At 46.4% G+C, this 26,910-nt stretch carries 21 protein-coding genes; 7 read left to right on the top strand and 14 right to left on the bottom strand.

What is annotated here, in order from left to right:
• Positions 1 to 2: 2 nt before the first annotated feature.
• Complete coding sequence (locus AC51G0_RS05885; RefSeq protein ID WP_496301123.1) at positions 3 to 1,613, bottom strand: EAL domain-containing protein; 1,611 nt, start codon at positions 1,611 to 1,613, stop codon at positions 3 to 5.
• A gap of 474 nt (positions 1,614 to 2,087) precedes the next feature.
• Positions 2,088 to 3,317, bottom strand: coding sequence for a CinA family nicotinamide mononucleotide deamidase-related protein (locus AC51G0_RS05880; RefSeq protein WP_496301122.1), 1,230 nt, complete (start codon positions 3,315 to 3,317; stop codon positions 2,088 to 2,090).
• A gap of 491 nt (positions 3,318 to 3,808) precedes the next feature.
• Here AC51G0_RS05880 and tyrP point away from each other — a divergent pair, with 491 nt between their 5' ends.
• The 4 genes from tyrP (at position 3,809) to AC51G0_RS05860 (ending at position 9,132) form a co-directional block, all read left to right on the top strand.
• Positions 3,809 to 5,017 carry a tyrosine transporter TyrP gene (tyrP, locus tag AC51G0_RS05875; protein ID WP_496301121.1) on the top strand — a complete coding sequence of 403 codons (1,209 nt, stop codon included), beginning with the start codon at positions 3,809 to 3,811 and terminating at the stop codon, positions 5,015 to 5,017.
• A 225-nt stretch (positions 5,018 to 5,242) separates the two neighbouring features.
• On the top strand, positions 5,243 to 6,139 hold the full coding sequence (locus AC51G0_RS05870; RefSeq protein WP_496301120.1) for a DUF3943 domain-containing protein: 897 nt from the start codon (positions 5,243 to 5,245) through the stop codon (positions 6,137 to 6,139).
• A gap of 187 nt (positions 6,140 to 6,326) precedes the next feature.
• Positions 6,327 to 8,300 (top strand): putative bifunctional diguanylate cyclase/phosphodiesterase, encoded by a 1,974-nt coding sequence (locus tag AC51G0_RS05865; RefSeq protein ID WP_496301119.1) that lies wholly within the window; start codon positions 6,327 to 6,329, stop codon positions 8,298 to 8,300.
• 118 nt (positions 8,301 to 8,418) lie between these two features.
• Entirely contained in the window at positions 8,419 to 9,132 is a 714-nt protein-coding gene (locus AC51G0_RS05860; protein WP_496301118.1) for a sulfite exporter TauE/SafE family protein, read from the top strand.
• Positions 9,133 to 9,182: 50 nt separating this feature from the next.
• Here the strand turns inward: AC51G0_RS05860 and AC51G0_RS05855 are convergent, their stop codons facing one another.
• From AC51G0_RS05855 to cysB, 3 genes are all read right to left on the bottom strand, one after another.
• Complete coding sequence (locus AC51G0_RS05855) at positions 9,183 to 9,374, bottom strand: hypothetical protein (protein WP_496301117.1); 192 nt, start codon at positions 9,372 to 9,374, stop codon at positions 9,183 to 9,185.
• Between the two features lie 256 nt (positions 9,375 to 9,630).
• A complete protein-coding gene (locus AC51G0_RS05850) occupies positions 9,631 to 10,827 on the bottom strand; it encodes a methyltransferase (protein WP_496301116.1) in 1,197 nt (398 codons plus the stop codon).
• 130 nt (positions 10,828 to 10,957) lie between these two features.
• Positions 10,958 to 11,932: an HTH-type transcriptional regulator CysB gene (gene cysB / locus AC51G0_RS05845; RefSeq protein ID WP_496301115.1), complete on the bottom strand. Its 975-nt coding sequence runs from the start codon at positions 11,930 to 11,932 to the stop codon at positions 10,958 to 10,960.
• A 322-nt stretch (positions 11,933 to 12,254) separates the two neighbouring features.
• Here cysB and AC51G0_RS05840 point away from each other — a divergent pair, with 322 nt between their 5' ends.
• Positions 12,255 to 13,016: a DNA repair protein gene (locus AC51G0_RS05840; protein ID WP_496301114.1), complete on the top strand. Its 762-nt coding sequence runs from the start codon at positions 12,255 to 12,257 to the stop codon at positions 13,014 to 13,016.
• 92 nt (positions 13,017 to 13,108) lie between these two features.
• Here the strand turns inward: AC51G0_RS05840 and AC51G0_RS05835 are convergent, their stop codons facing one another.
• From AC51G0_RS05835 to AC51G0_RS05825, 3 genes are read right to left on the bottom strand one after another with little or no spacing between them, the layout of a single operon-like run.
• Positions 13,109 to 14,371: a quaternary amine ABC transporter ATP-binding protein gene (locus tag AC51G0_RS05835; protein WP_496301113.1), complete on the bottom strand. Its 1,263-nt coding sequence runs from the start codon at positions 14,369 to 14,371 to the stop codon at positions 13,109 to 13,111.
• Entirely contained in the window at positions 14,364 to 15,263 is a 900-nt protein-coding gene (locus AC51G0_RS05830; RefSeq protein ID WP_496301112.1) for an ABC transporter permease, read from the bottom strand. The genes AC51G0_RS05835 and AC51G0_RS05830 overlap by 8 nt, the downstream gene beginning before the upstream one ends.
• Before the next feature lie 58 nt (positions 15,264 to 15,321).
• Positions 15,322 to 16,320 (bottom strand): ABC transporter substrate-binding protein, encoded by a 999-nt coding sequence (locus tag AC51G0_RS05825; RefSeq protein WP_496301111.1) that lies wholly within the window; start codon positions 16,318 to 16,320, stop codon positions 15,322 to 15,324.
• Positions 16,321 to 16,704: 384 nt separating this feature from the next.
• Between AC51G0_RS05825 and miaE the strand changes: the two genes are divergently transcribed.
• Positions 16,705 to 17,493: a tRNA isopentenyl-2-thiomethyl-A-37 hydroxylase MiaE gene (gene miaE / locus AC51G0_RS05820; protein WP_496301110.1), complete on the top strand. Its 789-nt coding sequence runs from the start codon at positions 16,705 to 16,707 to the stop codon at positions 17,491 to 17,493.
• A 53-nt stretch (positions 17,494 to 17,546) separates the two neighbouring features.
• Here miaE and topA read toward each other — a convergent pair whose 3' ends face one another.
• A complete protein-coding gene (gene topA, locus AC51G0_RS05815; protein ID WP_496301109.1) occupies positions 17,547 to 20,192 on the bottom strand; it encodes a type I DNA topoisomerase in 2,646 nt (881 codons plus the stop codon).
• A 601-nt stretch (positions 20,193 to 20,793) separates the two neighbouring features.
• On the opposite strand from topA, the gene AC51G0_RS05810 reads away from it, so the two are divergent.
• Positions 20,794 to 21,045, top strand: coding sequence for a YciN family protein (locus AC51G0_RS05810; RefSeq protein WP_496301108.1), 252 nt, complete (start codon positions 20,794 to 20,796; stop codon positions 21,043 to 21,045).
• A 62-nt stretch (positions 21,046 to 21,107) separates the two neighbouring features.
• On the opposite strand, the gene AC51G0_RS05805 is transcribed toward AC51G0_RS05810, so the two are convergent.
• The 5 genes from AC51G0_RS05805 to AC51G0_RS05785 form a co-directional block, all read right to left on the bottom strand.
• Positions 21,108 to 21,518 (bottom strand): DUF805 domain-containing protein, encoded by a 411-nt coding sequence (locus AC51G0_RS05805; RefSeq protein WP_496301877.1) that lies wholly within the window; start codon positions 21,516 to 21,518, stop codon positions 21,108 to 21,110.
• Between the two features lie 8 nt (positions 21,519 to 21,526).
• Positions 21,527 to 22,588: a protease SohB gene (gene sohB, locus AC51G0_RS05800; RefSeq protein ID WP_496301107.1), complete on the bottom strand. Its 1,062-nt coding sequence runs from the start codon at positions 22,586 to 22,588 to the stop codon at positions 21,527 to 21,529.
• On the bottom strand, positions 22,555 to 23,016 hold the full coding sequence (locus tag AC51G0_RS05795; RefSeq protein WP_496301106.1) for a hypothetical protein: 462 nt from the start codon (positions 23,014 to 23,016) through the stop codon (positions 22,555 to 22,557). Before AC51G0_RS05795 ends, sohB begins: the two co-directional genes overlap by 34 nt.
• Positions 23,017 to 23,465: 449 nt before the next feature.
• Complete coding sequence (locus AC51G0_RS05790) at positions 23,466 to 24,842, bottom strand: hypothetical protein (protein ID WP_496301105.1); 1,377 nt, start codon at positions 24,840 to 24,842, stop codon at positions 23,466 to 23,468.
• A gap of 348 nt (positions 24,843 to 25,190) precedes the next feature.
• Positions 25,191 to 26,903, bottom strand: coding sequence for a KAP family P-loop NTPase fold protein (locus AC51G0_RS05785; RefSeq protein WP_496301104.1), 1,713 nt, complete (start codon positions 26,901 to 26,903; stop codon positions 25,191 to 25,193).
• Positions 26,904 to 26,910 lie beyond the last annotated feature (7 nt).

The following is a 26,910-nucleotide window of genomic DNA, read 5'->3' as shown; positions in this document are numbered from 1 at the left end:
TCTTAAGACACCAGGTCGATTTCCTTACTTTCTTTGCTCTGCTCACATTGCTTCGGCCTACCCAACCACGCCATCAGAGTTGGTTGCGGCATCGGCTTTGCGTAATAAAAACCCTGGTGATAATTAACCCCTCGCTTAAGCAGGCTGCCAGCTTGCTGGGCAGTTTCTACCCCTTCGGCGATAATGGTCATATCAAGACGGCGAGCAAGCCCTATCATGGAATCAAGCAAAGGGATCGCAGCTCCTTCTTCCGACAGCCCCTTAATAAAGACTTTATCGATTTTAACCACATCAAAAGGAAAACGGCGGATCAGATCCAGGCCTGAATACCCAGTACCAAAATCATCCACAGCAATACGAAAACCACACGCCTGGAGCTTGTTCAGCTGAGCAATCACTGTTGTCATTTCCTGCTCTGAAAACGCCAGCTCCTCTGTCACCTCCAGCAGCAGGTGTTTTGTTAGCATGATATCGTCACCACACCGCTGACAAATACGATCGGCAAACTGCTCGTCCAACAACGAGTGCCGACTAATATTCACAGCAAGATAGCGTGACTGCATATAAACTTGATTAGCTTGGATAAAGTCGATTGCACTATCAAGGACAAAGTCAGTCAACGTAGATATTTTTCCCAACTGCTCGGCAAGGGGGATAAAAATCAGCGGAGAAATCATTCCGTGCACCGGGTGGTGCCAGCGCAGCAACAATTCGAAGCCAAGCGGCCCTCCCAGGCTGGTATCCATAATCGGCTGATAATAGACTTCTAACTCACGGTTTTTTAAGGCCCATTCGAAGGTTGCAGGCAGAGACTGACGTAGCACTCGTCGATGGCTGATATAGGCATAGATCAAGCTAAATAAACTGCCTAGCAACAGTGAAATCCAATATTGCTCAATCATATAGTTGAGTTTAAATCGCTGAGTCACTCGAAACTGAAGTTCTATCGGGTTTTTCTCGGAAGCAAAGCTTAGCGTATCTACCTGGCTTTTCGCATCGGCATCAACGGATGCATTGAGGATACTGGCAAACGGCTTATCGGCTACTTTGACAACAAAAGGCAGATCAGGGTACGGGATCCCCTTACCGACTAGCTCATTAAGGACATCCGGCGGAATGAGTGCATTGGCCCCCATTCCATTATTTCCACGAACATACACAAAGAAAGAGTTTGTTTTCCCTATTTTCGCCCGCATCAAAGCGACTGTTCGGCGATCTGGAGAGCTGGCCCAACGTGTTACCGTGCTGGCATAGAGCGGTATCAAGGTCTGACCATGGTTACTGGTGCAATAGACAATATTGTCTGGATTGATTAAACCTATCTCTTTTACTCGATAAGATAAGAAAACCGTTTTTCGCAATACATCAACATCAGCACGTCTACAATACATCCTTTCAGCAACCAGTGGCTCGAGGCTCTTTGCCGTTTGCTCAACGAAACTATCAATACGTAACAATGCCTCCTCGCCCAATAGAGAAAGGTCGGCCTGAAGTTTCCAATAATAAAATGGCAAGCTGGCTAAAAAAGTTAATAAATAGATTACTGCCACACCCCGAAATAAAGATCGGTTTGCACGAGGAGGTAATCCAAAACCTTCTTGATCAGATGTCATGCTATATCGTTTGTTCATTATCACTCAGCATTCAGCTAATTCCTTCTACTCTTCGGTGATAGGATCATAGAAAAAATGTCTAACTTTCAAGACATGAATGATGTTATTACATATTAAAACAATAAATACAAAGAGCAGTTAAAATTAACACTAGCCATATTGCGACAAGCTTCTCAGAGCAAGAACCTATTCACAAAAATTGATAAACTCAGCAACAACTTAACACCGACTTTTGTGACACGAAATATTCGTACTTTTTTAATTAAAATGCATTTTTGAGGAAGGCTTACAAGGTATATACCCAAGTAACCTCAAAGCACGCATTTCAGCGCCTTGAGATCACCCGAGTATGGGGAATACTTCGGGATAACTGACTAACTCTGTCATTAACTAACTAATCAATATTGTTATGCAAAAGGCTGCCAAATAGCAGCCTCAACAAAATATCTGTTCAACAAACAGTGGTATTAGGTACTAATTAGGTACAGGCAGAAAAACATCCTGCTTACATATCAATGATTCATACTGGCCAATAACTGGCTTGCCATTGAGATACCTCCTAAGCATATCCAACATGACAGTTGCAATCACATTACGATAAGCGTGGTGATTATACTTACGTTTGGCCGAGACGAGTTGTGCCCACCCCCCCTCAGGTGCTGTCAAGGCAACAATAACTCCATCATCAGAATATACACCTGATGCCAGTACCAGCTGAGAGCCGGTCTTCTCACTTGCCTTCGATGCCATCGCCACAACATCCGCCAAGCAATCCTGGCAATTGGAAGCAGATTCAGCCTGTGATGGTAGTGTCCAACCCTGCAGCAAGACACTACGGCTATCCGGACTATCCTGCAGCCAATTTGTCAGCCAGCCACCGGTAAACTGTTCAACGACGGTTAAACGCTGATCAGCCGCAACCAACCGCTCACCAATATGCTCGACGAGATCTTGGCCAACACTAACTACATTATCACCCAGTAGATCAATCATCTGCTGCTGCAGTGATACTGCCTGCCCATCATTTCGCGGGGTAAATAACTTGATTTCAATAAACGGCAGAGAAGAACGGTAGCCAACTTCGTAGCCGTCAGGTAACTCCACCGACGCCAATGTTTGGCCGATCCCGGATTCCGACAGGCCAAACGTATAAAAGCGGTGGCAGTCAAGTGCAGGGGTGTCCTCAAACTTTGACTTTAAGCGAGGTAGAATTTCTTCCTCTGCCATTTTTTTGAACTCACTCGGCACTCCCGGAGTAAAGTAGAGCCATGCCCGGTTTAGCTTCATAGCAAAACCACAAGCGGTGCCAATTGGATTTTCTAGCAATTCTGCGCCTTCCGGTAACATGGCCTGCTTTAAGTTGGTCTTTGGCATCTCACGCCCAAGCACCTGATACTTAGCCTGCATTTGCTGTACCCAATAATCCGACTGCTCTAGTCCCGAGTCGGCAGCAATCGCCGCGGCTTGGGCGGTTAAATCATCCGTTGTTGGGCCTAGTCCCCCATTCACAACGACGATATCTGCCGTCAGGCTGCAATGTTCAATTTCCGCAGCCAGGTCTTCCAGTTTATCGCCAACCGTTGTTCTGCGTGTCAAAGGAAAACCATGTTGAAAAAAAAGGCGTGACAACCATGCTGCATTGGAATCCACGATATCTCCATGCAACACTTCTTCCCCGGTACTGATCATTGCGACTCGCAACATGCTTTCCCTCTTCCTTATTATTAGAATTTACGTCTATACACCTTATACCAATTCATTCGTAAATTGCACAAATATGGAACTGTGTTGATATTGAACTCTTCGCTAAATAGCAAGTGACCCCCAACCCTCAAATCCCCCCCATCACAACTGTAAACTTAACATTACACTTAAAAACATGATAGTTGACAGTTAGGTTCACTGCCTTTAAGGTAGCAAGCAGTCGCAATCAGCACCCATCCTTAGATATGCAGGCTGATCAACTATAGAAGAGAGAAAATTACGTGAGCAAATACTACAACTATACCTGCTATCGATAGCCACAGTGGCACGATCAGGTGTAAAGATAAGTTACCAGCCGGTAATCACCATTCATCTCGATTTCGCCATTGTGGCTATTTCCTTATTCGGGAGATAAGACCGCAGGTAGGCGCATGTTACACGGCCACCTTCTCCCAACTAACTAATAACAAACAACTGGGAGCTTTGACTCAATGACCATGAATAAAACGTTCGGCAGCACACTGATCATTGCCGGAACAACGATAGGGGCCGGCATGCTGGCGTTACCCCTAGCATCTGCAGGCTTAGGCTTTGCGACGGCAACGCTGACTATGCTTGGTATCTGGGCGCTAATGATTTACACCGCGCTGCTGATGCTGGAAGTCCACCAACACGCCGATCAGAATGCGACACTACACACCTTGGCCCATCAACTGCTCGGAAGAAAAGGCCAGATCATCGCCAGCTTCGCGATGATGTTTTTATTTTACTCTCTCTGTGCTGCTTACATTGCCGGTGGCGGTGCCCAACTCAACGACAAACTGAACAACTGGATGGGGCTGAATGTTAGCCCGCAAGCCGGGACAATTGTTTTCACCCTGTTGATTGCATCTGTCGTTTCAGTCGGTACTCATTCGGTTGATATGGTCAATCGTATTCTTTTTGCGCTGAAAGTTATCGCCCTTACCACTATGCTTTTCCTGCTGGCTCCGCATGTACAGGGCGTGCACCTGGTCGATATGCCGGTTCAAAAAGGCCTGTTACTTTCTGCACTACCAGTCATTTTCACTTCTTTTGGTTTTCACGGCAGTATCCCTTCTATCGTTCGCTACGTAGGGCTAGATATGAAGGCCTTGAGAAAAATCATGATCATCGGCTCGGCTACGCCTTTGATGGTCTACGTACTGTGGCAAGTGGCTAGCCAGGGTGTATTAAGCCAGCCTGATCTGATGGCTAGCACGACACTTGGCGCCTTCATCGCGACATTAAGTGAGATGCTACATAACCCGATGGTAAGCCAGTCTGTTTCAATCTTTGCCGATTTAGCGTTAGCAACATCATTCTTAGGTGTGAGCCTGGGGCTGTTTGATTTTCTGTCTGATAGCTTAAAACGTGGTAACCAAGCAACAGGACGTATCCAAACTGCCATGGTAACTTTCATCCCACCGCTATGCTTTGCCCTGTTCTATCCGCAAGGGTTTATTATGGCATTAGGCTTTGCGGCAATTGCCCTGGTGATCCTGGCTATCTTTTTACCCGTTGCAATGGTTAAGGCCCAGCGCCGACAGCGCCCTGAAAGCTGCAATGGCTATAAGGTCAGCGGTGGAACGCCTGCCCTGCTCGTTGTTACCGCGCTGGGTATTATGATTATTTCTGCTCAGTTTCTTCAAATGGCCGGCCTTATCCCTGCGGTAGGCTGATTGGCATTCACCCCGTCAATATTACAAAACGGCTTGCATATGCAAGCCGTTATTCTCTCCTAATATAAAAACACCGCAATTAAAAGCAAAAAACCGCTAAACTGCAGCCAAAATCGCAATTTTAGGCAAAAACGCCTTAATTAGGCACTAGGATTTTCTTCTGTTTTCAGTGATACTTCTGCCTTTACTGTATCCTGTCCTGTTCTTGCTATTTCGGAGCGTACATTGCGCACTACACTTTTGTCTTCTTTTATTCTGGGTTGCTCGTTGAGCACTTCGGCACTAGCCTGGAATGATATCCCAACAACTTACGGTACCTACAGCCAAACAACTTTTTTAAATCACTATGCAGCAACAATTCATTACTCAGCCGCAAACGATACTCCTATCTCCGAAGCCGATAGCAGTAAAAGCCAATCATCGGTAAATACCTTGCCAATGCACCTGTCTGTTTCATCAGAAAAGGACTGGGATTACTTACTGGGGCAGTCCTATACGATTTTTGGCCTCAGCCTGGCGACTGTAGGTATGATGACCCTGCTGCCGGAAAGCGTGACAAACTGGGATGAAGAAGACCGAAACCTGAGCAATCTAGGGAAAAAGTGGTGGGATAACGTTAGCGCCGGACCAGTCTGGGATGAAGATTCGCATTATCTTAACTACATTATGCACCCCTACTTTGGCGGAGTTTACTATACTGCAGCCCGTCATTCTGGCTTTAACGAATGGGAGTCATTTTTATATTCCGCAACCATGTCAACATTCTTTTGGGAGTATGGCGTCGAGGCATTTGCCGAAGTCCCTTCCATTCAGGATATTATTGTCACACCTTTATTTGGTGCCGCTGTAGGTGAATGGATGTTCCAAACAGAGGCGGGGATTACCTCCAATGGCGGTGAAGTTATGGGCTCAGAAACACTGGGAGATGTCAGCTTATTCCTGCTTAATCCGGTTGGCCATATCCACTACTGGATGACAAACTGGTGGGAAGGTGATACCGACGTCAGCTTTACCTATACCCCATGGTTTGGCAATAGCGACGCAGCTAACTTCGCATTAGATGCTGGCGCGCCTTATGACAACCAATTCATAGGATTACAGATAAAACTATCGCTTAACTAATAAGCTAAATTGATTGCAGCAAAAAGTGAGAACTATCGCTTTTTTTGCTGCATTTCAACATTTCACATCACATTTTTCATGTTTAATGAATAAATCTCACGCTTTTTCAGTGTATATGTATTTATAAGCATATTTTTAAGATAACCTATTAATAACAATCACTATAATTAATGTCCAAGTATTGGTAATGAACCATACCTTTTCGCTTTTTGAACGCCTTCAGTCCCCTGTTTGGGTTTTTGATATTCACCATAAGAAAATTATTTGGGCCAACATAGCCTCATTGCCTTTATGGGAAGCCACCACTGTAGAAGAACTGACCTCAAGAGATCTGGGCGCCGACATGTCACAAGCGGTCAATGCCATTCTCGAGGGTTACCAGCAACGCTTTAATGCCGGAGAGGCCATCAAAACATGGTGGTACTTTACACCGAATAATATTTTGAAAAAGGCACTGTGCCACTTCTCGGGGATCCCCCTTGACGATGGCAGGACGGCAATGCTTGTCGAAGTGGTTGCCGAAGAATCCAGCTTACGCCGTGAGCTCGCCTTTTCAGGCTGTTCTAACCTGGCACTGCTGTTCTCAGAGCATGGTAATTTGATCAGTGCCAACAACGCTTTCAGCCACTCTTTTGGTTTCCAGCTGCAAGATTTAGCCAACTTTCTGGGTGACATCGTACTCGCCAATGACTGGATCGATGAGGCTCGCCAGCACGGTACGATCCGCCACAAGAAACTATGCTGGACAGGGAGAACCCACCATTGGTTTGACATTGACGGCAAATGGCTGCAAGACAAAAAACAGCTACTGCTCAGCCTTGTCAATATCAGCCTTGAGAAAGAGCAGCTCCATAAAGCAAAATATAATGCCGAGCATGATTTCCTGACCGGATTGCTCAACCGCCGGGGTATTACTAATGCCATCAGTGAAATTCAGCATAGCCAGCAGCCATACAGCTTGCTATTCCTAGATATTGACGGTTTTAAGCTTGTCAACGATACCTATGGGCATGCTATTGGCGACAAACTACTACGCGCGATAGCGATCCGCCTGCAAGAATCAATCAAGTTCAAAGGCCTACTGGCCCGATTTGGCGGTGATGAATTCATTATTCAGGTAGAACACCGCAATATTGATGACACAACGCAGTTTGCCAAACAGATCATTACCAGCCTCAACCGGCCGTTTCACCTCAAAGAAGTGGGCGAACTGTCGATTGGTTGCAGTATCGGCACCGCCAACTATCCCGATGATGCCAAAGATATCGAAACACTCATAACACAAGCTGACATGGCCATGCACCGGGCAAAATTGCGCGGCCGCAACCGCAGTCACCATTTCTCACCTGACATGGCCGATGCGTTGTACCGTAAGATGACTTTGCGCCATCATTTGACACTGGCCTTGGAAGCCAATGCCTTTGAACTGTACTACCAACCGATAGTCGATTTGAAAAGCCACAAACTCAAAGGCTTTGAGGCTCTCATTCGCTGGCATGATGAAGAACTTGGCCAAGTCTCTCCTGCAGAGTTTATTCCTTTGGCTGAAGAAACCGGCCAAATCGTACCGCTCGGGCGCTGGATCTTAAAAACAGCCTGCCAGCAGCTGACCGCCTGGCACAAAAAATACGACCAAAAGTTTATCATGAGTGTCAACCTGTCACGTGCTCAGCTGCAATCAAGCCTGGCCCCCACGATTGAAACCTTTATTCATCAGTATAATATTGACCCTGCCCAGCTAGCACTTGAGCTGACAGAGTCGACCATGCTGCAAGACTATGACGAAGCAAAACAGTGCCTGGAAGATCTTGCCGCACTGGGGCTTGAGCTATACCTCGATGATTTTGGCACTGGCTATTCGTCACTGTCTCAGCTGCAGGATTTGCCGATCAGTACCGTGAAACTGGATCAAAGTTTCGTCCAGGGTGAGCATAAAGGCAGCCAGGCGATCATCGAAGCGACCCAGGCGATTTGTGAAAAGCTGGATCTTAAAGTGGTGGCCGAGGGGGTTGAAACCATCAGCCAGCTACAATATTTGCAAGACTGTAAATTTGACTTCTGCCAAGGCTATTACTTAGGTAAACCTATGCCGTCCTATGAACTTGAAGAACGCAATTTCAGCTTGCTCAACACAGTTCCAGACAGAACAACTTTTCACTGATTACCATAAGGCCTCAAATGAGGCCTTTATTTACCCAGCCTATTGCCAAAATAGTGGTGATTTATGAAGCTTGCTCCGACATAATATCGCCTCTGAATACCATAAGACTTGGGATAACATGGAATTAGGGATATTACTCGCTATGGTGCTGATTTTTATCGCCTCATTTGTGCAAAGCTCAATAGGGTTTGGCTTAGCCATTGTCACCGCCCCTATCTTGTTTCAAATATCACCTGATTATGTTCCGGCACCAATCACTGTTGTGGGCTTATTCCTTTCCTTAATTAATGCCAGCCACCATAGAGCGACCATCTCGCTAAAAGGCTTATGGATGGCAATTATAGGCCGTGTACCCGGCTCCATTGCTGGTGCATTTCTTTTATATTGGGTTGATGCAAATCAACTATCGCTATGGCTAGGTGTATTGGTGATCCTGGCTGTTGGCGCTAGCTTGCTCCCTTTCCGTATCCAGCCTAACCCACAAAGAATGATGGTTGCAGGCTTTTTTTCCGGGTTCTTTGGCACAAGTTCAGGAATTGGAGGGCCGCCAATGGCACTGCTATTACAGCATCAAGAAGGTAACTTAATCAGAGCGAACCTTTCTGCTTTTTTTGTTGTAAGCTGCTTGATGTCTTTGATAGTGCAAGTGCCAATTGGCTATATGACTTTGCACCATTTTTATTTGTCTCTACCGTTGCTCCCTGCTTCCTATCTTGGATATAAAGTGGCAATGCGCTATATCGATCGAATTCCCAAAGAAACGGTTCGCCTAGCGTCACTGGCCATTTGCTTTATATCAGGCATGACCGCAATTATCTCGGCATTATATTAGTGCTGTCGATAATGTTCGATGATGCCAGCGCAGAAGCGATAGATGTGGCCTTAGCCTAAACTCGGTTTGACGTTCAGCTTTTGCCGAATGTAACGGGACAGTGTATCAATTCCGATACAAAGCAAGGCGGTGATAACAATATAAAACATAGCACGGTCAAAGCGCATATCTTCAAAGGCCGAGTCTATATAAAAGCCCAGCGTCGTTATTCCTAGTACACCGAGTATGGCCGTTTCACGCATAATGACTTCCCAACGGTAAAAGAGAAAAGCAAGAAAACTGCTGTATATTCTCGGTAACCCTTCATACAGGTAGAGAGAAATAGCTTGCCCGCTATATATCTTCCCATTTTGCAGTCCATGCTGCTGTGCCGGGGCATCGGCTCGCAATGTTAGGCTATTTGCTAACTCTGCAAGTAAGAAACCCTGGCCGGCTATTCGCTCGGTAAACCCGACAAAGGCTTTGACCGCTAAAGGAAATACACTAAGGGCTATTCCCTCAACTACCGTTCAACTCAGCATGGATTAGAATATTTCTCGGCGTGATCGGCTTGGCACAAAAAGTCCCGACTGAGACCTGATATCCCGACTCTTCCATGAAACACGCCCGATCATAAACTAACCACATTTCCACCGGGCGCCTAAACAGCTGACGCACCAGCTCCATTCGCTCCACCAGTGAAAAACGCTTTTCGCCCTGCTGCTGCCAATAGTCATAATCTATGTCTTCCGGCAAGCTAATCTGTTTCTTTTGTGCCGCCCAGCGACAGAAATCAGCAAACCCTTCGTTAAGCTGGGCTTTTTGCACATTTGGCACAGGCATATAGTCATCGCAGCCACGTAAGTGCCTTTGCAGGCTGTCAAAGCCCAGGCGGAAACTCACCTCGACAAAACGTTGCCGACGTACGCGTTGGCCAGCGGTCACCGTTTCCTGGAGCGGTAAACGCAGGTCATGCTTGCTCAAAGTCAGTTTACTTAGCTGAGCATGCTGGGATAAAGGCTGATAGGCATTAGCACGGATCAAGTGATAGCAACACGGTGAAATACTCACGGCCTGCCCTTGCTTGGCGGTGACACGCTGCAGTAGCGAGACATGGAGATCCCCACAGGCGTGGAGGGCTACCGCATGTTGCCGTGAGCAAATATGCTGTTCGCTGTCAGGGGCAAAAGCATCACCATGGACAAAAGTGATGGGTAGCTTGAGCTGGCGGGCAACAGCCTCCCCCTCTTCACATAGTGTTTTTTGCCACTCAAGGCTTGTTACCGCTGTCTGATGGCTCGCTGCCAGTACGCGCCCAAGGTGCCCTTTCCCGGCACACCACTCCAGCCACGGCAATTGCAAAGCCGGTACCGCTCCGTTAAATGCGGTAATTTGCTGCCATTTTCGCCCAGGGATCCCAACATCCAGCCCTTTGGAAAACGTTCTTTCACGCAGGGGATATCTCTTAAGCTGAGAGAGCTGGTATAGATCTAGCGAATCAGGGATCCATGCAGCAAGAGCCTGGGCCAATGCTTCACCGTGTTCGATAAAATACGCAATTTCTTCTTCGTTCAGTGACAACAGCCACTGACAAAATTCAGGGTGGCTCTCTTCCCAGACCAGCTGGTTGGAAGCAAATGGCATAAACTGCCAAAACTCACGATTTCTAGTCAATAACTCATCGAGGCGGCAAAACAACGGGGAATACCCAGACATGTAACTACTCTTCAGGCAAACAGGACGATCAGGCAGCTATTTTATACTAATTACCTGGGGCATTTTTAATTGTTTTGGCCAAATAAAAAGGGCTGCATAAATGCAGCCCCTGACACTGTTTTTCAATGTACTATCTGACGGGCAAATCCATACTGGAGAACATCGCCTCAATTTCAGCATTCGTTTTCAGTGCTACCGCCTGATCAACCACATTCCGAGTTAGATGCGGTGCAAAGCGTTCCATAAAGTCATACATATAGGTACGAAGGAAGGTGCCTTTTTTAAAGCCAATCTTAGTGGTACTAGCATCAAAGATGTGGCTGGCATCTATTGCTACTAAATCATCATCCGTTGCCGGATCCATCGCCATACTGGCAATCACTCCAACACCAATACCTAGGCGCACGTAAGTCTTAATCACATCCGCGTCTGTTGCCGTAAAGACTATCCTTGGCGTCAAGCCGGAGCGGTTAAAGGCGCTGTCTAATTCTGAACGGCCGGTGAAACCGAACACATAAGTAACCAGAGAGTATGCAGCCAGATCATGGATGGTAATTTCTGACTTTTTGGCCAGCGGGTGATCCGCCTTAACCACAATGGAACGATTCCAGTGGTAACACGGCAGCATGATCATGTCCTGATACAAATGCAGTGCCTCAGTCGCAATAGCAAAGTCTGTCGTCCCCTTGGCAACAGCATCGGCAATCTGTGACGGCGTACCCTGGTGCATGTGAAGCGAGACTTTAGGGTATCGAGTGGTAAAGCCCTGGATTACAGGAGGCAGTGCATACCGAGCCTGGGTATGGGTTGTTGCAATATTCAACGTTCCCATTTCAGGGTGAGTATGCTCACCAGCCACTGATTTGATGCTTTCGACACGCGACAGAATATCCCGTGAAATCCGAACAATTTCTTGGCCGGCGGGTGTCACTTTCGTCAGGTGCTTACCGCTACGCTCAAAAATCTGGATGCCCAGTTCATCTTCCAGCAAACGTACCTGTTTACTGATGCCGGGTTGAGATGTGTATAAGCTCTCTGCTGTAGAAGAGACATTGAGGTTGTGGTTTACAACCTCAACAATATATCTTAACTGTTGTAATTTCATGGTACCGCCCAACTCATAGTCCGTTACATCATATCAGTGCAACCATGTATTACATCATGTTATATATCGAATCTCTTCATTTTCATAGCATTTCTTTACGATTTTACTGCCTGTGAACGATGTTTTTGTTTGAAAAAAACAAAGCCGACGTTCCGCAAAAGAACAATGTTGCGTCCGGGTATTCTTGGTAGGCAATAAAACAACAAATTGATCCCGCGAATAGCCGACAAGCGTAGCAAAATTCACTGTCATACTATGCCGTAATTGCCATATAGTGTATCTTATAAGGCTCGACCAAATGCACGGAAGACAGACGTATCTTATGAGTATACCTTTAATGATTGGCCTCATTGCTTTGTTGCTGATACTGATTGTTGGCTACAACATTATCATCCAGTATCGCCAACGCCTAGAAAGCGCTAAGCACCAAGAGCTGGCCAAGTTCATTGCTATCATTGATGCTACTGAGGAGCTCATCGGTAACGCTCACCACTTGCCATACAGCAAAGATCTTCTGGTATGCTTGAATCAACGAATCCTTCATGCGTTGGAAAACATGAGTGAGGCCGATCCTTCGGATAAAAACTTGCCGCCGCGCGTCAAAAATGTTGCCGAACAAATTCGACAGCTCCAGGCTAACTACTCCAACGCTGATATTGCTGCCTTCAAAGTACCGAGCACTGATAAGCAAGCAATCGGTATGTTGCAGCTGGTTAAGCGGCTAAAAACCGTCATTAAAAATGAACACAGCAAGGGCCGGTTTGCGACCCAGGCATTTGTTGCTGAAAACGCACGCCTTGAAAGTATTCAATTACGTATCAATATTGAAAATGTCATTAAGCGTGCCAATGACGCCCGTGTAAAACGTCAGCTAGGTACCGCTAAACAGTTACTTAAAAAAGGCATTGACGTACTGGCCAGCAAGAACGACAACTACGCCAACCAAGCGCGCGAAAAGCTACAAATGATGCTAGGCGAAATCGATAGTAGCCAAAACCAAAGCCATGAACTAGAGCGCCAGCAAATCATTGACAAAGAACAAGATGACTTGGATGTGCTGTTCCAGCCTAAACGTAAGTGGTAACTCCAGCCCACAGATAACAAACAACAAGGCCGCATTTCTGCGGCCTTGTTGCTTTTTATGGTGTGGCATCAAACACTTTTTATGATGTGGCATTAAGCCGCGAGCGATTTATTCGCCTTCAACTTTTTTGCTTTGTCATCATCCTCTTCTTCTGCTCCCGCCTGATCACTCAGTACTTCAGCCAGCGTCGAGCGTGACAGCCGACCTTCAACATCACCGTCAGCATTGATAACAGGCAAAGGGTGCTCGTTATCCAAGGTCTCGGGGATCACCTCCTCAAGCAAGGCATCTGTATGCACCGCAGGGACATCTTCCAGCAACGATGGATCAATGGCATTACCGTATTCTGACTGTTCGACGCCCTCCAGCGCTTCTTGGGTAATTACCCCCTGGTAACCCTCTTCATTGATATAGTACCCGTAATCATCTTTAGATTTACGCATCTCGGCCACCGCCTCGCCAATCGTCTCGGCAGAAATACGGAACACCTGAGGCTTCATCACCGTCTCGACAGTGAGGGCACGGGCACGATTCACATCCTTCACAAAGGCTTCAACATAGTCATCGGCAGGATGGAGTAGGATGTCAACCGGCTTACCCTGTTGCACCAGCACACCATCACGCAAAATCGCAATGCGATCGCCAAGACGAAGCGCTTCATCCAAATCATGAGTGATAAATACGATCGTCTTGTGTAACTTCTCTTGCAGCTCAATCAACTGATCTTGCATTTCACTACGGATCAAGGGATCAAGTGCTGAAAACGCCTCATCCATCAGCAATATCTCAGCATCGGTACACAGGGCTCTCGCCAGGCCAACCCGTTGCTGCTGGCCACCGGACAAGTTGGCAGGAAAATGTTTTTCATAACCATCTAGCCCAACCGTTTCAAGCCAGTTCCTTGCCTGTTTTTCACGCTCGGGTTTTGCAATCCCTTGGATTTGCAAACCGTAGCCAATATTATCCAGTATCGTTCGGTGCGGCATCAGCCCAAAGCGCTGGAATACCATCGACATCTTATGGCGACGAAATTGCTGCAAGGCACCTTGGTCAAAGGACATAACATCACTGCCTTCTACTTCAATCACCCCTTCGGTAGGATCAATCAAGCGATTGAAGTGACGGATCAAGGTTGACTTTCCCGAGCCCGATAGCCCCATGACAACAAAAATCTCACCCGGGTAGATATCCATATTGATATCGTTGAGGCCGACGGTATGGCCAGTTTTGGCCAGGATATCGTCTTTCGACTCACCATCTTTTACCTGCTGCAACACTTTGCTGGCATTAGGACCAAAAACTTTATAGAGGTTCTTTACCCGAATTAACGGGGTTGTGCTCTCTTGACTAGCCATGATCGTGACCTCCTAAGTGCTGCTGGGTACGTTTGGCATAACTTTGCGTAACCCGGTCAAAAATAATAGCCAAGGCCACAATCGCCAAGCCATTAAGCAAGCCTAACGTGAAATATTGATTCGTAATTGACTTTAATACTGGCTGCCCCAAGCCTTTTACGCCAATCATCGATGCAATAACCACCATAGCCAGTGCCATCATGATGGTCTGGTTGATCCCGGCCATAATATTTGGCAATGCCAATGGTAGCTGTACGCCCAATAGCCGCTGGGTCGGGCTGGCACCAAACGCCGTCGCGGCCTCCAGTACTTCTTTGTCCACCAACCGGATACCCAGGTTGGTCAGGCGAATAACAGGCGGAATGGCATAAATCACGACCGCAATAACGCCGGGGATCTTACCGATCCCAAGCAACATTACCACCGGGATCAAATAGACAAACGCAGGCATCGTCTGCATCACATCCAGCATCGGGGTCACCACCGACTGCACCCGGTTCGAGCGTGCCATCGCAATGCCTATCGGAACACCCAGCCCAATGGCGACCAGGGTCGAGACCAGAATAATGCTCATGGTCCGCATGGTGTTCTCCCACATACCAAAAACACCAATCATGACAAAGGCCACAATGACACCGACAGTCAGTTTCCACGAGCGACTGGCAGCATAAGCCAGCGCAGCAAGGACACCAATTACCAGCCACCACGGGCTGCCTAGCAATAACTTTTCAAAGCCAATAAGAAAAGACAACAAAGGATCGAAGAACGCTTCAATACTGTCGCCATATTCACGGGAAAATGCGCGATAGGCACCATCCAGCGTTTTGCGAATTTCCAGCAACTGGTGACGATCGAGCTGGGGGATTTCAGTTAACCAAGATTGATCAGACATAACAACTTTTGATCCGGTAAAAAACAAAAAGCCCGGACAACGGCCGGGCATATACCAACTACAGTTCCGACAAGGCCTGCTTCACTTTTTTCGCGACGTCAGGACTTACCCACGGAGTCCACGTCGATTCGTACTCAGTCAAAAAATGCTCCATCGCGATCTCGCCGTCTGCCTGATACTCTTCCATCCAGGCCAGCAAGGTATTCATCTCCTGGTTGCCAAAAGAGCGGGACGATAGATAAGCCAGCGCCTCAGGGGCTCGCTTGGCAAAAGTATCAGTGACCACCGTATCAACCGGCGAAGGTGGGTACATAGTCGGCTTCGGATCCAGGCATTCTTCCTTGGTAATACAAGCACGGAAATGGTCTTCATCAATGCCACTGCCAAAATCAACCTTCACCATTTTGTATTTGCCCAAAACAGCCGTTGGCGCCCAGTAATAACCAAACCAAGGTTGCTTGCGCTCATAGGCCTTAGCAATAGCACCAGCCAATCCGGCACCTGAACCCGGATCAATTAGCTCAAAACCCGCCTTATCCAACTCCATTGCGTGGAAAAGATTACCTGCGGTGATCTGGCAGTTCCAGCCCGCCGGACAGCCCATAAATGCTGACTTATCCGGGTCTTCTGGGTGCTTAAATAGTTGCCGTTTTGCTTTTATACCGGCAATTGTCGCTAGGCTCGGATCTTCTTCGACCAGATAGGCCGGTACCCAGAAGCCTTCTTCACCACCATCAGACAAGGTTGCGCCTGCATAGCGCAACCGCCCTTCGCTTACACCGCGATCCAACGCCGCCTTCATCGAGTTGCTCCACAACTCCGGCGCGATATCTGGCTCACCTTTCTCAATCATCGAGGTGCCCGTTGGCATCGTATCGCCAGGAACCAACTCGGCATCACAGCCATAGCCATGCTGGAGAATAAACTTATCAATATTGGCAATCAGCGTTGCGGAGTTCCAATTCATATCCGCAATGGTGACACCACCACACTCATCGGCAGAAGCGGTAAATGAGGCCGTAGCAAGTAAAACTGATGTTGCGAGAAGCTTTCGCATAACAATGTCCTTATCTCGATTTCTGGTCCTTCAGTCATCTGAAAGCATGGTATTACAACATTCAAGTAACACACATGTTGTTAGTATACTAAGCAATCCACTAGCACTATGCAAAGTAACATCGCTAAATAACGGTTAGTTACAGTACATTAGCACCAATAAAATGTTTAGTACTGTAACAAATGAACACTATCAAATAATTCAAATGGCTGCTGCTCTATTAACATCTAGTCTAAAACACTGCCTTTATCTAGCATCATCGTGCTCTGTGCCAAGGTTATAGTGCTCTGTTCCAAAGCTTTGATTTGTTATACTCGCCACTCACACAGGTGGCTTTTTTAGCCCCCAATATAATAAACCCAGAGACTCAACAGTAATTTTCCCATGAACGACACTCAGCGCATGATTAGCGAACTATTATCGCCAATCAAACAATTTCTCCAGTGCGACACACCCGAGAGCTGGATTGAAGAAGCCAGAAAACCTGAAAACCTAACGGCTCTCCTTGTCGACCACTGTAACTGTGAACTCAAAGCTAGCCAGACCGCGATGTGGTTAATTCGAAAGTACGCTGTGGATGCCGACAGCGGAAAGGCACTGTTGGCATGGGCCAAGCCCTATGAAGATTTTGTCTATGGTAAAGCGCGTAGTACAGAAGCTTTCCATGGCAAAAAAAATGGCCTGTCAGCTCCTCTCGTTCCAAAAACAGATTTTTTGCATGGACAAGAGCTTATCGACAAAATGGTTCGCCTGATCAAAGAAGAGTTTCACCACTTTGAGCAAGTATTGGAGATCATGGAACAGCGTGACATTCCCTATAGCAACCTACGTGCTGGTCGTTATGCCAAAGGGCTGATGAAGGCGGTACGGACCCATGAGCCCGCCACCTTGATCGACAAACTCATTGTCGGAGCCTATATCGAAGCCCGCTCCTGTGAGCGATTTGCCAAGTTAGCGCCTTACCTGGATGAAGAGCTGAAGAAGTTCTATATCTCACTGCTGCGCTCAGAAGCGCGCCATTACCAGGACTACCTGACACTGGCCGAGCAAATTGCCGGGGAAGATATCTCCGAGCGGGTAAAGGTGATTGGAGCCAGGGAAGCGGAATTAATTAGCACGCCTGATGAGGCGTTTCGATTCCATAGTGGTGTACCGGCGTTTGCGGAAGCGTGAAGCATCACTTACTTCCTTGAATTAATAAAAAACCGCCTTTCGGCGGTTTTTTTTTATTTCTCAGCTTTTTCTTTCTTCGGCTTTTTACGCTTGTCGGTAATTTCCCACTTACCGTCGATGAAGAGACCAGTCCAGCCGGATGGCTTGCCTTCGACTTCCGAACGGATGTAGTTTTCTTTAGTCTTACGACTAAAACGAACAACAGTTGGGCGACCATCCGGATCTTCGGTAGGCGCGTCAGCCAAGTAAGTAAACTTCGGTGACAGGCGATCTTTAAAACGAACCAGCTCTTCCACTAATGGTGCACGGGTTTCCCGCGATTTAGGGAAGGTACTTGCCGCCATAAACAAGCCAGAAGCACCATCACGCAGTACAAAGTAAGCATTCGGATCTTGGCTACACGGCAGTTCAGGCAAGTGAACTGGGTCTTCCTTCGGCGGAGCAATCTCACCATTTTTCAGGATCTTACGGGTGTTCTTACACTCATCGTTCGTACAACCCATGTACTTACCGAAGCGGCCGTTTTTCAGCTCCATATCCGAGCCACACTTGTCACATTCGATAAGCGGGCCTTCATAGCCTTTAAGCTTGAACTCGCCTTTTTCGACGATGTAACCGTCACAGCTTGGGTTGTTACCACAAACGTGCAGCTTGCGCTCCTGATCAATCAGGTAGGCATCCATCGCGGTATCGCACTTAGGACAGCGCTTCTTGGCACGCAGTGCTGCGGTTTCTACGTCTTCTTCAAGAACGTTAACAATGCCTTCTTCGTCACCAAGGTTAATTGTTGTCTTACAACGTTCTTTTGGCGGCAGTGCATAACCCGAACAGCCCAGGAATACCCCTGTAGATGCGGTACGAATACCCATCGGGCGCTCACACGTCGGGCACTTAATATCAGTCAGCACGATGTTGTTCGGCTTCATGCCACCTTCATCTTCGTCACGCTCGGCTTTTTCAAGCTCTGACGTAAAATCGCTGAAGAAGTTATCCAAGACGCCTTTCCAGTTCGCTTCGCCTTCTGCAATCATATCCAGATTGCCTTCCATGCGAGCGGTGAAATCATAGTCCATCAGATCAGAGAAGCTCTCATCCAGACGATCTGAAACGATTTCACCCATTTTTTCAGCATAGAATCGACGCTGGTCAACACGGACATAACCACGATCCTGGATCGTCGAAATGATTGACGCATAGGTAGAAGGTCGGCCAATGCCACGCTTCTCAAGCTCTTTAACCAATGCAGCTTCTGTAAAGCGCGCAGGCGGCTTGGTGAAGTGCTGCTTCGGTTCGAGCTCTTCTAGGGTTAGCAAGTCGCCTACGTGGACCATAGGCAGCGTTGTGTCTTCCGTCTTACCGGATGGACGCTGAACATGTGTCCAACCTGCAAAGCGCATCGTACGGCCCTTGGCTTTTAGCGTAAAATCGCCAGCCTGAACGGTAATTGTGCTCGAGTCATATTTCGCCGGAACCATCTGACAGGCAACAAACTGACGCCAGATCAAGTCATACAGCTTGATCGCATCCTGCTCCATACCTTCAAGGTTTTCCGCTTTCACTTCCACGCTAGACGGACGGATCGCTTCGTGCGCTTCCTGGGCATTGCCTTTGCTGCCATAGACATTCGGTTTAGCAGGCAAGTAGTTCTCACCATACTCACTACCGATAAAGTCACGGGCAGATTCAACTGCTTCCTTCGACAAGTTTGTCGAGTCTGTACGCATATAGGTAATGTAACCCGCTTCATACAGACGCTGTGCCAGACCCATCGTACGCTTTACACCATAGCCAAGACGGGTACTTGCAGCCTGCTGCAATGTCGAGGTGATGTAAGGTGCAGACGGCTTGCTGCTAGTCGGGCGATCTTCACGATCGACAACCTTGTAGGCCGCTTTCTCCAATAGCGACTTCGCCGCCATGGTGTCAGCTTCGTTTTCCGGACGGAATGCTTTACCTGCCTGCTGGGCGACCATCAGACGCAATGCATCGTTGCCTACCGTCTGCGTATTGGCATGAATATCCCAGAACTCTTCCGGTGTGAACGCTTTGATTTCGCGCTCACGTTCAACAATCAGTTTTACCGCGACTGACTGTACCCGGCCGGCAGACAGGCCACGAGCGACCTTCTTCCACAGCAATGGTGACACCATGAAGCCCACAACACGGTCAAGAAAACGTCGAGCCTGCTGGGCATTCACACCGTCAATATTCAGCTCACCAGGCTGTTCAAACGCCTGCTGAATTGCATTTTTGGTGATTTCATTAAAAACCACTCGCTTATAACGTTCATCATCGCCACCGATGATCTCACGAAGGTGCCACGCAATAGCTTCCCCCTCGCGGTCCAAATCGGTCGCTAGATAAACAAAGTCGGCATCTTCAGCCAGCTTCTGCAGTTCGTTAACGACTTTTTCTTTGCCTGGTAGCACTTCGTACTGCGCTTCCCAATCGTTATACGGGTTCACACCCATTTTTCCGATCAGCGCCTTACGGTCTTTTTCTTTCTTGATACGGGCCTTCTCTTCGACACTCAACCCCTTGGTCGAGGTAGGAGCGGCTTTTTTACCCGTACTACGTGCACCCGTAGGCAAATCACGGACGTGACCCACGCTTGACTTTACAATGAAGTCCTTACCCAAGTACTTATTTATAGTTTTCGCCTTGGCAGGGGACTCCACGATAACGAGAGATTTACCCATAATGACTCTATTACGTCCTCGTGCTCGCAAAACTTTCAAAATAAAACAAATAGTTGCACGCTGATAAACACAATGTGATACGGCAACGTTAGTAAACCAAACTGATTAAGTAACTAATCACTAGAGGCATTCTCAATCTTAGAGAAAGGCGCTCGGGATAAGTAGTTACGTAATGTAATTGGTATTTACATATTGGGCTACAATCCAAGAAGGTCAACTGCTTTTTGATGAAAACGGACTGTTTGGTCGTCCCTTCCCCACTTGTTAACACCAAGTTAAAGCTGATTTTCCGTCACTATTTGTTGTTGTCCAACGCCTCTTTCTCTTTATTTATCACCATAAAGTGGCCGAGGGCGCTAATCATTACCACCTCATCCCCTCTTTGACTATTAAAACCCATAAATTTTTGCCGTCGCTCACATAAATTGGTCGAATTTGCACCTCGACCACACACTCTTTAACCAATTTGGGAATATTTCCCCACCCCTAGTAAGGGTTTGTTTTATCGCGTTAACTTCAATACACTGAGCACCATCAATAGCACCTTGATAATCATCGGCTGCTATGAAAGTGAACAACTTCTGATTCAAGAGATAACAGCATGAGCCATAAAAAAACTATTTCTTCCGAAGACTTACTGATGATTGCTAACCAGTTAATTCAGGAGCATGAAGCTTACCTAGAAGGAATGCGAGCCACTTCTGTGGAAGAAAAAGACGATGTACTGGTGTTCAAGGGGGAATACTTCTTGGATGATAACGGTCTGCCAACAAGAAAAACCACCGCTGTTTTCAATATGTTCAAGTTCCTTGCACACAAGTTGTCGCCAGAATTCACGCTCAAGGGCGAATAGCCGAGATACCGAATAAAACAGCCCCGCATAGGCGGGGCTGTAAGTACACTGACAAGCTGCTATCAGACATCAATCGTCATGGTGTCATTTTTATCGTTGTCATCGTCAGAAGGAGGTACACCACGCCCTTTTGGATCATTGCCGAACTGATTCGGCCCTTTTGTCCCATCTAAGATCCCTAACTCAACAATAACGAATATTGGTCCGATAATCGGCAAAAATGTCACGATAATCCACCAAGCGCTCTTATTTCGATCATGTAGCCGTTTAACATTCAGTGCTGCCGAGGCCCAAAACACAAAGCCTAGGATGATTAACGACAGTATATTTAATGCAAAACTATCAGCCACATTTTCCGGGCTGCTGTAAATAAATACCGGTAGCGACACCAACAATACCGGCAAACTATACAGCCAGTAATCACGACGTCGCATACGCCCTTTAAAGGAAAACAGTGCCCATTTCTGATTCATCATTAACCCTATACAATTGGACGCTGACCGCGGCTGATCCACTTCAGCAGCAGGTTATCAGCGGCTTCCCCCGTTGCACCCGCCAGCTTTTCTGCCAGCTTCTTGCGCTGGACATAACGAACACCCAGCACGTCACGATCTTTACAGGCGGCTGTAATAAAGTCATCGCTGGTACCAATCTCATCCACCAGGCCTAGCTCATGGGCTTGTTTGCCAAACCAGTGCTCGCCCGTAGCCACTTTTTCCAAATCGAGCTCTGGACGGTGTACTTCAATGAAGTTTTTGAACAAATCGTGCGTTTCTTCAATTTCAGCCTGGAATTTTTCTCGCGCCTTATCCGTATTTTCACCAAACATGGTAAGAGTACGCTTGAATTCGCCCGCCGTAATTTGTTCAAACTCAATATCGTTTTTCTTCAATAGCTTACTGAAGTTTGGTAGCTGGGCAATCACACCTATTGAACCAACGACCGCAAACGGTGCCGAGATGATTTTATCGGCAACACAGGCCATCATATAGCCACCGCTCGCCGCGACCTTATCGACCGAGATAGTCAATTTAATGCCAGCCGCCTTCAGGCGGTCAAGCTGGGAAGAGGCCAGGCCGTAACCATGAACCATACCGCCGCCCGTCTCGAGGCGTAGCAAGACTTCATCACCTTCCATCGCCACCGCCAACACCGCAGTCACTTCTTCACGCAGCGCCGACACTTCACGGGCATCAATGCTGCCGTGGAAATCGAGGACAAACAGACGAGGATCACGAACATGAGAAAGATCACCAGCTTTCGCGGCTTTTTTGATCTCACTCTGACGTTCTTTGTTTTTCTCTTTTTCTGCCTTCTTTTCCGCCTTTTCACGGGCTTTCAGCAATGGCTTATCAAATAAGTGTGACTCTAACTGGTGTACGGTATTTTTGTACTGTTCAGTGAGATCAGTCACTTCCAGCTCACCTTTCTGCGAGCCATGACGCCCGCTCAATCCTTTCGCTAAAACAAGAATACTGACAATCGCAATCACCACCGTGGCGATTTTGGCTAGGAAAAGCCCATAATCAAACAAAAAATCCAATGTTGAGTCCTCATTTTTGGCATTTTGACCATTGTCACGAGGGACAATGATTCGCTTATATTTCGCATCTTCTTAGAGATATGGGCAGCGCAGGCATTCCACAAGTCCTGCAACTTTCCAATAGTCTTACGATGCTTGTTTTCGCGCACAAGACCAATCACGTTTAATAGCTTGTCTGTGAAGCGATAATAGTTCAATCCTAACACAGCACCACCGTCTTTTAGTGCTTTTACTTCGCGACCAATGACCTCTATCCAGCCTTCAGCAAGGAACTTACGAATGGCACGAGAGACCGTTACAAGGCTGATATTGAGCTTCTTTGCGATAAAGCCTTGATGACGGTAACAAGACCAATCACGGCTCTTATCAGCAGTCTCAGCGATGATAGACAGGATACGTTTGTAGTTCTGGTGACGCTTAGAGCGCATGAAGGTGAAGCCATCACGTACAAACGCGACAAACTGTGTGACTCCTCCCGAAGGCGCTCCCTAACCCTCTGATTTTAGCTCTCACAAATACCCTATTCCAGCCCATTGATTCCATCGGTACATCAACAGATCAAAATCTGATCGAATGCCTTTTCTACCGTACAAAGACGTAAAGAAAAAAGACAAGAAAGACCTGTTATTAGGCTCTTTATGCGCAGCCGTACTTAGGTAATTTAATAAGGTGATGTTTATTTATGGGTGATTTGTTTAGATGCTCTTGGTGTTCTGTTTAGGATGTTTTGTTTATGACACGTCACTTATCGATACGTCAGTTGTAGAACACCGATGCGTCACTTTGAGAGTTATTTCAAGTTATTCAATGAGTTATCAACATGCACAGCGAAAAAATAAGCCATGCGAATCCCGAAGGAAACTCATGGCTCTTACTCTTATGCTGCTTTGTCGTCTTTTGGTATGTCTTGCTTAGGGGCTTTTTCTTTCGCTACGGCCTTACCCGATGTCGTAATCTTCCCGTTACCTAGAGGAAACTCTATCTTTTCAGCACTCTTAACCAAGGCAGAAGCTAGCTGGTCTATAGGGTGATTAACTTCCGTATTCGCCTGAGCCTTATCTTTAAACAGCCCTTCTGTCATGGCCACTAGAAGCTGTTCTGGGATTTGACCATCTTTCTTCTCGTTCCACTCAAGACACATCTCAATGGTTAGGTGTGAGCGGTTCAGGTCACGTACGAACTTCTGGTTTTCAAGCTCTTGTTGGGCGATACGGTTTGTCCAAGAGTTCATCCACTTGATTAGGTACAGTGTGGACGTGATGAATAAGACGGAGCCTAAGAATACACGTACGTACAAGAACCACAGCATTTCTGTTGGCTTCTCTGCTGTAGGTCTTAACTGCTTAGTAGACTCTACTGGCATATCGTTTTTATATTGAGTGTATGTGTAGTTAAGTTCATCTAGACCAGTCAACGCATAGTAGCTATTAAGGCCAGCTAAGATCATCAGAACCAAGCAAAGAACTACTGTTACAGCAGAACGACTATTCACCGAAGACGAAAAGTTAAAACGTTCAGCCTTCTCCTGCACCTTTTCAAGCATCGAAGTCGTGGTATTTCTTCGTGCAGTTGTGTTATCTGCATCTGAGACAGCTTGCTCTCTGGCCTTTAATGCCTCGTCTTTCTCTTGATACTCGCTGTCTAACTGATCGCGTTTGCTCTTGAACTCATCTTCCAGTGTAGCCATGCGTTCTTGGTGCTTTTCACCATTAGCTTCAAGAAAGCTATGCTTTTCGCCTTCTACTTTCTGGCTATGTTCATGCTGATCAGCAATAAGATTTGCGTTGAACCCTTCTAGCTTAGTGAGTATTTCATGGTGTGCAGAAAAGACGTCATCACGGACATCAGCAGTACTGTTTCCGTCTATACAACGAATTAGCATCGCATGGATTTTTTGCTGTATTAAAACTACTTCTTCTGATTTAGCTTCTTTGCTGAAATCTAGAGAATCTATGAACGAGTCAGGACTTCTTTTATATACAAGTCTGCAGTGTGGGTGTTTACTTTTATCATGAAAGGTAATGTTTAGGATTGAAGAGGAGGTCGCATCGCGTAGAGTTTCTACAATAGAATCGTAGTTACTTTGAATACCTCCCTCAGCATCAATACTTAACGCAACACTCAATCCCGGAAGTCCAATAACTATCTGTGCTGTCGGTGTAATACCATGCTCTTCATGATTTTTAAGAACTTCATCAACAAATACTTTAATCAAGTAGTTATCACTGATACGAGGAATAGAGATTATAGACATGTACCATCCAATAGTAGCAACATAAACTACATGTCAGTCTACACTAGATACCCATACAAGTTACTTGATACTTGTCTAACAAACCATCACTCACCACACCAACTCTCCCGCTTCCCACCGTCATAAGACCTCGCAAGGCCAAGACGTACAAGTCTATCGCCCAAAGACGCTACTGATACATTCTGGCCGATGAGCTTTGGGTAGTTCGATATGTCTATGCGAAAGCTATCTCCGTCGTAGATTGAGACAACGGAGGCAGAGGGGATGATTATGTCTGGGTATGTGGTAGCAGCGCTGAGGGAGAGGCTAAAAAGACACCCTAGCACTGCTAACATAGCTAAGCTTGCCTTACTCTTCGTCTTCACCGTCAATCCAATCGAGAGCTGACGCTAGTTCTACGAGGTCTTTGTACACATCAATTGTTGCTTTTATTCCAATCTCTTTATGTAAGTACCTATACTCGATCCAATGCATCCCAACGGGTTGCTTTCCATCTCTGTCATGCTGTATTTTGCAAAGAGTATCTGTCAACTCAGGTATGCGCTTATTGATATACTCAGTGCTTCCATGTGTTTTTACTCCTCCCAGTGCCGTAGCCGGAGAGGAATATATTTTTTTTGTAATTGCGATATAGTAGTCATGAACACTACAAGAGTAGTCTATATGAGGATACTCATTTCTAAATGTGCCCTCACGAACAACGAAGTTTCTTGTTATTAATTTCGGTTTCACATTTAGCTTTAATTTATATTTACCACTATGAGAAAGGCTACGATTGAAATCATTTATATACTTTACATCATCATCTTTACGTGAAGAATCAAAGTTACCTTTAATAATAATATTATACGCTTTTTCATCAACCTCACGAATACAATAGAATATCATTAATGAAATTAAATCAACTTTTACATTTAAACTTTCATCACTAACAGTAGCAATAAGCCTTTCTGTTATTTGGATAGCACTTCGAGCAGAAAGATCAAATGAATTTAAAATAGATGTTATATTGCTAATTGTAGAACCTAAGTCATCACTGACATTCCAAACATCATTACCAATAGATTCAAGATACTCGTTCTCAAGCAAGTGCGTTCTACAATGAACTTCTAGCAAATTATCAAATGAAGGAGCCTTGAGACTAAAGCGGCTATTGAAGAACCTCCCAAGGTAAATCCTTGCATCAAAGCCTTCACCATAGACAGCCTTAACAGCATGTTGCAATTGCTCAGTATCCGTAGCTACTACAAAGACAACACCAGGAATATCGAAAATATGCTTAATCGTCTCAAGCATTTCTACAGCGTAACTTGGCCTACAGCGGTCTAATTCGTCAATGAAGACAAAGGCAGGGTATGTTCGTTTAGGTTTGTCAGCTTCTTGCGTTTGTCCTTTACCAACAACTGCGCCAACCCACTGCTCAACATTAATCTTCAGACTTTCAATTGCAGCAGCTTTCGCATCATGCTCGCTAATAAGATGCTCAACAACTTTAGACGCCGCAAACCCCATATCAATAGGATCGCCATTTTCGTCTGTGGCATTTCCAAGCTGATCATCATCTTCTGCCTCCATAATTGCTACTGGATCAATGCCTAAGTATCGTTTAGAAAGACTTCTTGCAGCACTTGGAGCAGCGGCTTTCAATAAACCAAATAGCTTACGGGAAGCTTTAATAACAGCCTTGTCTTCATCACTACCTGCTTGTTCTCTCAACTGCTTAATCATTGAAGAAATAACAGTCATTAGTGGGTCATCAGAATAATCTTGTTTCCAAGCATCGACGTAGACAACAGGATAGTGCTGCTTGAGGTCTTCAGCCCAACGACGAAGGAAATATGTCTTACCAGAACCCCATTCTGAATTGAGGTTTAAAACATAGTTATGCTTCTCTCCAGTCTCTTTATCATACCCTTGGTTAGCTAAGAACTGCGTAAGGAAGTTTGCGTATTTAACCCGATCTAGTTTGTCTTCAGGAAAGGTTTCGAGGACTTTATCCCCGTTTAGCTTATCCCTAATTTCTAACTTCTCGTCCCACTGAAACCCAACTCGATCAGACATACGCACC

It is taken from the genome of Photobacterium sp. HL06, assembly GCF_059552575.1.
This window is presented reverse-complemented; position numbering and strand designations above follow the sequence as displayed.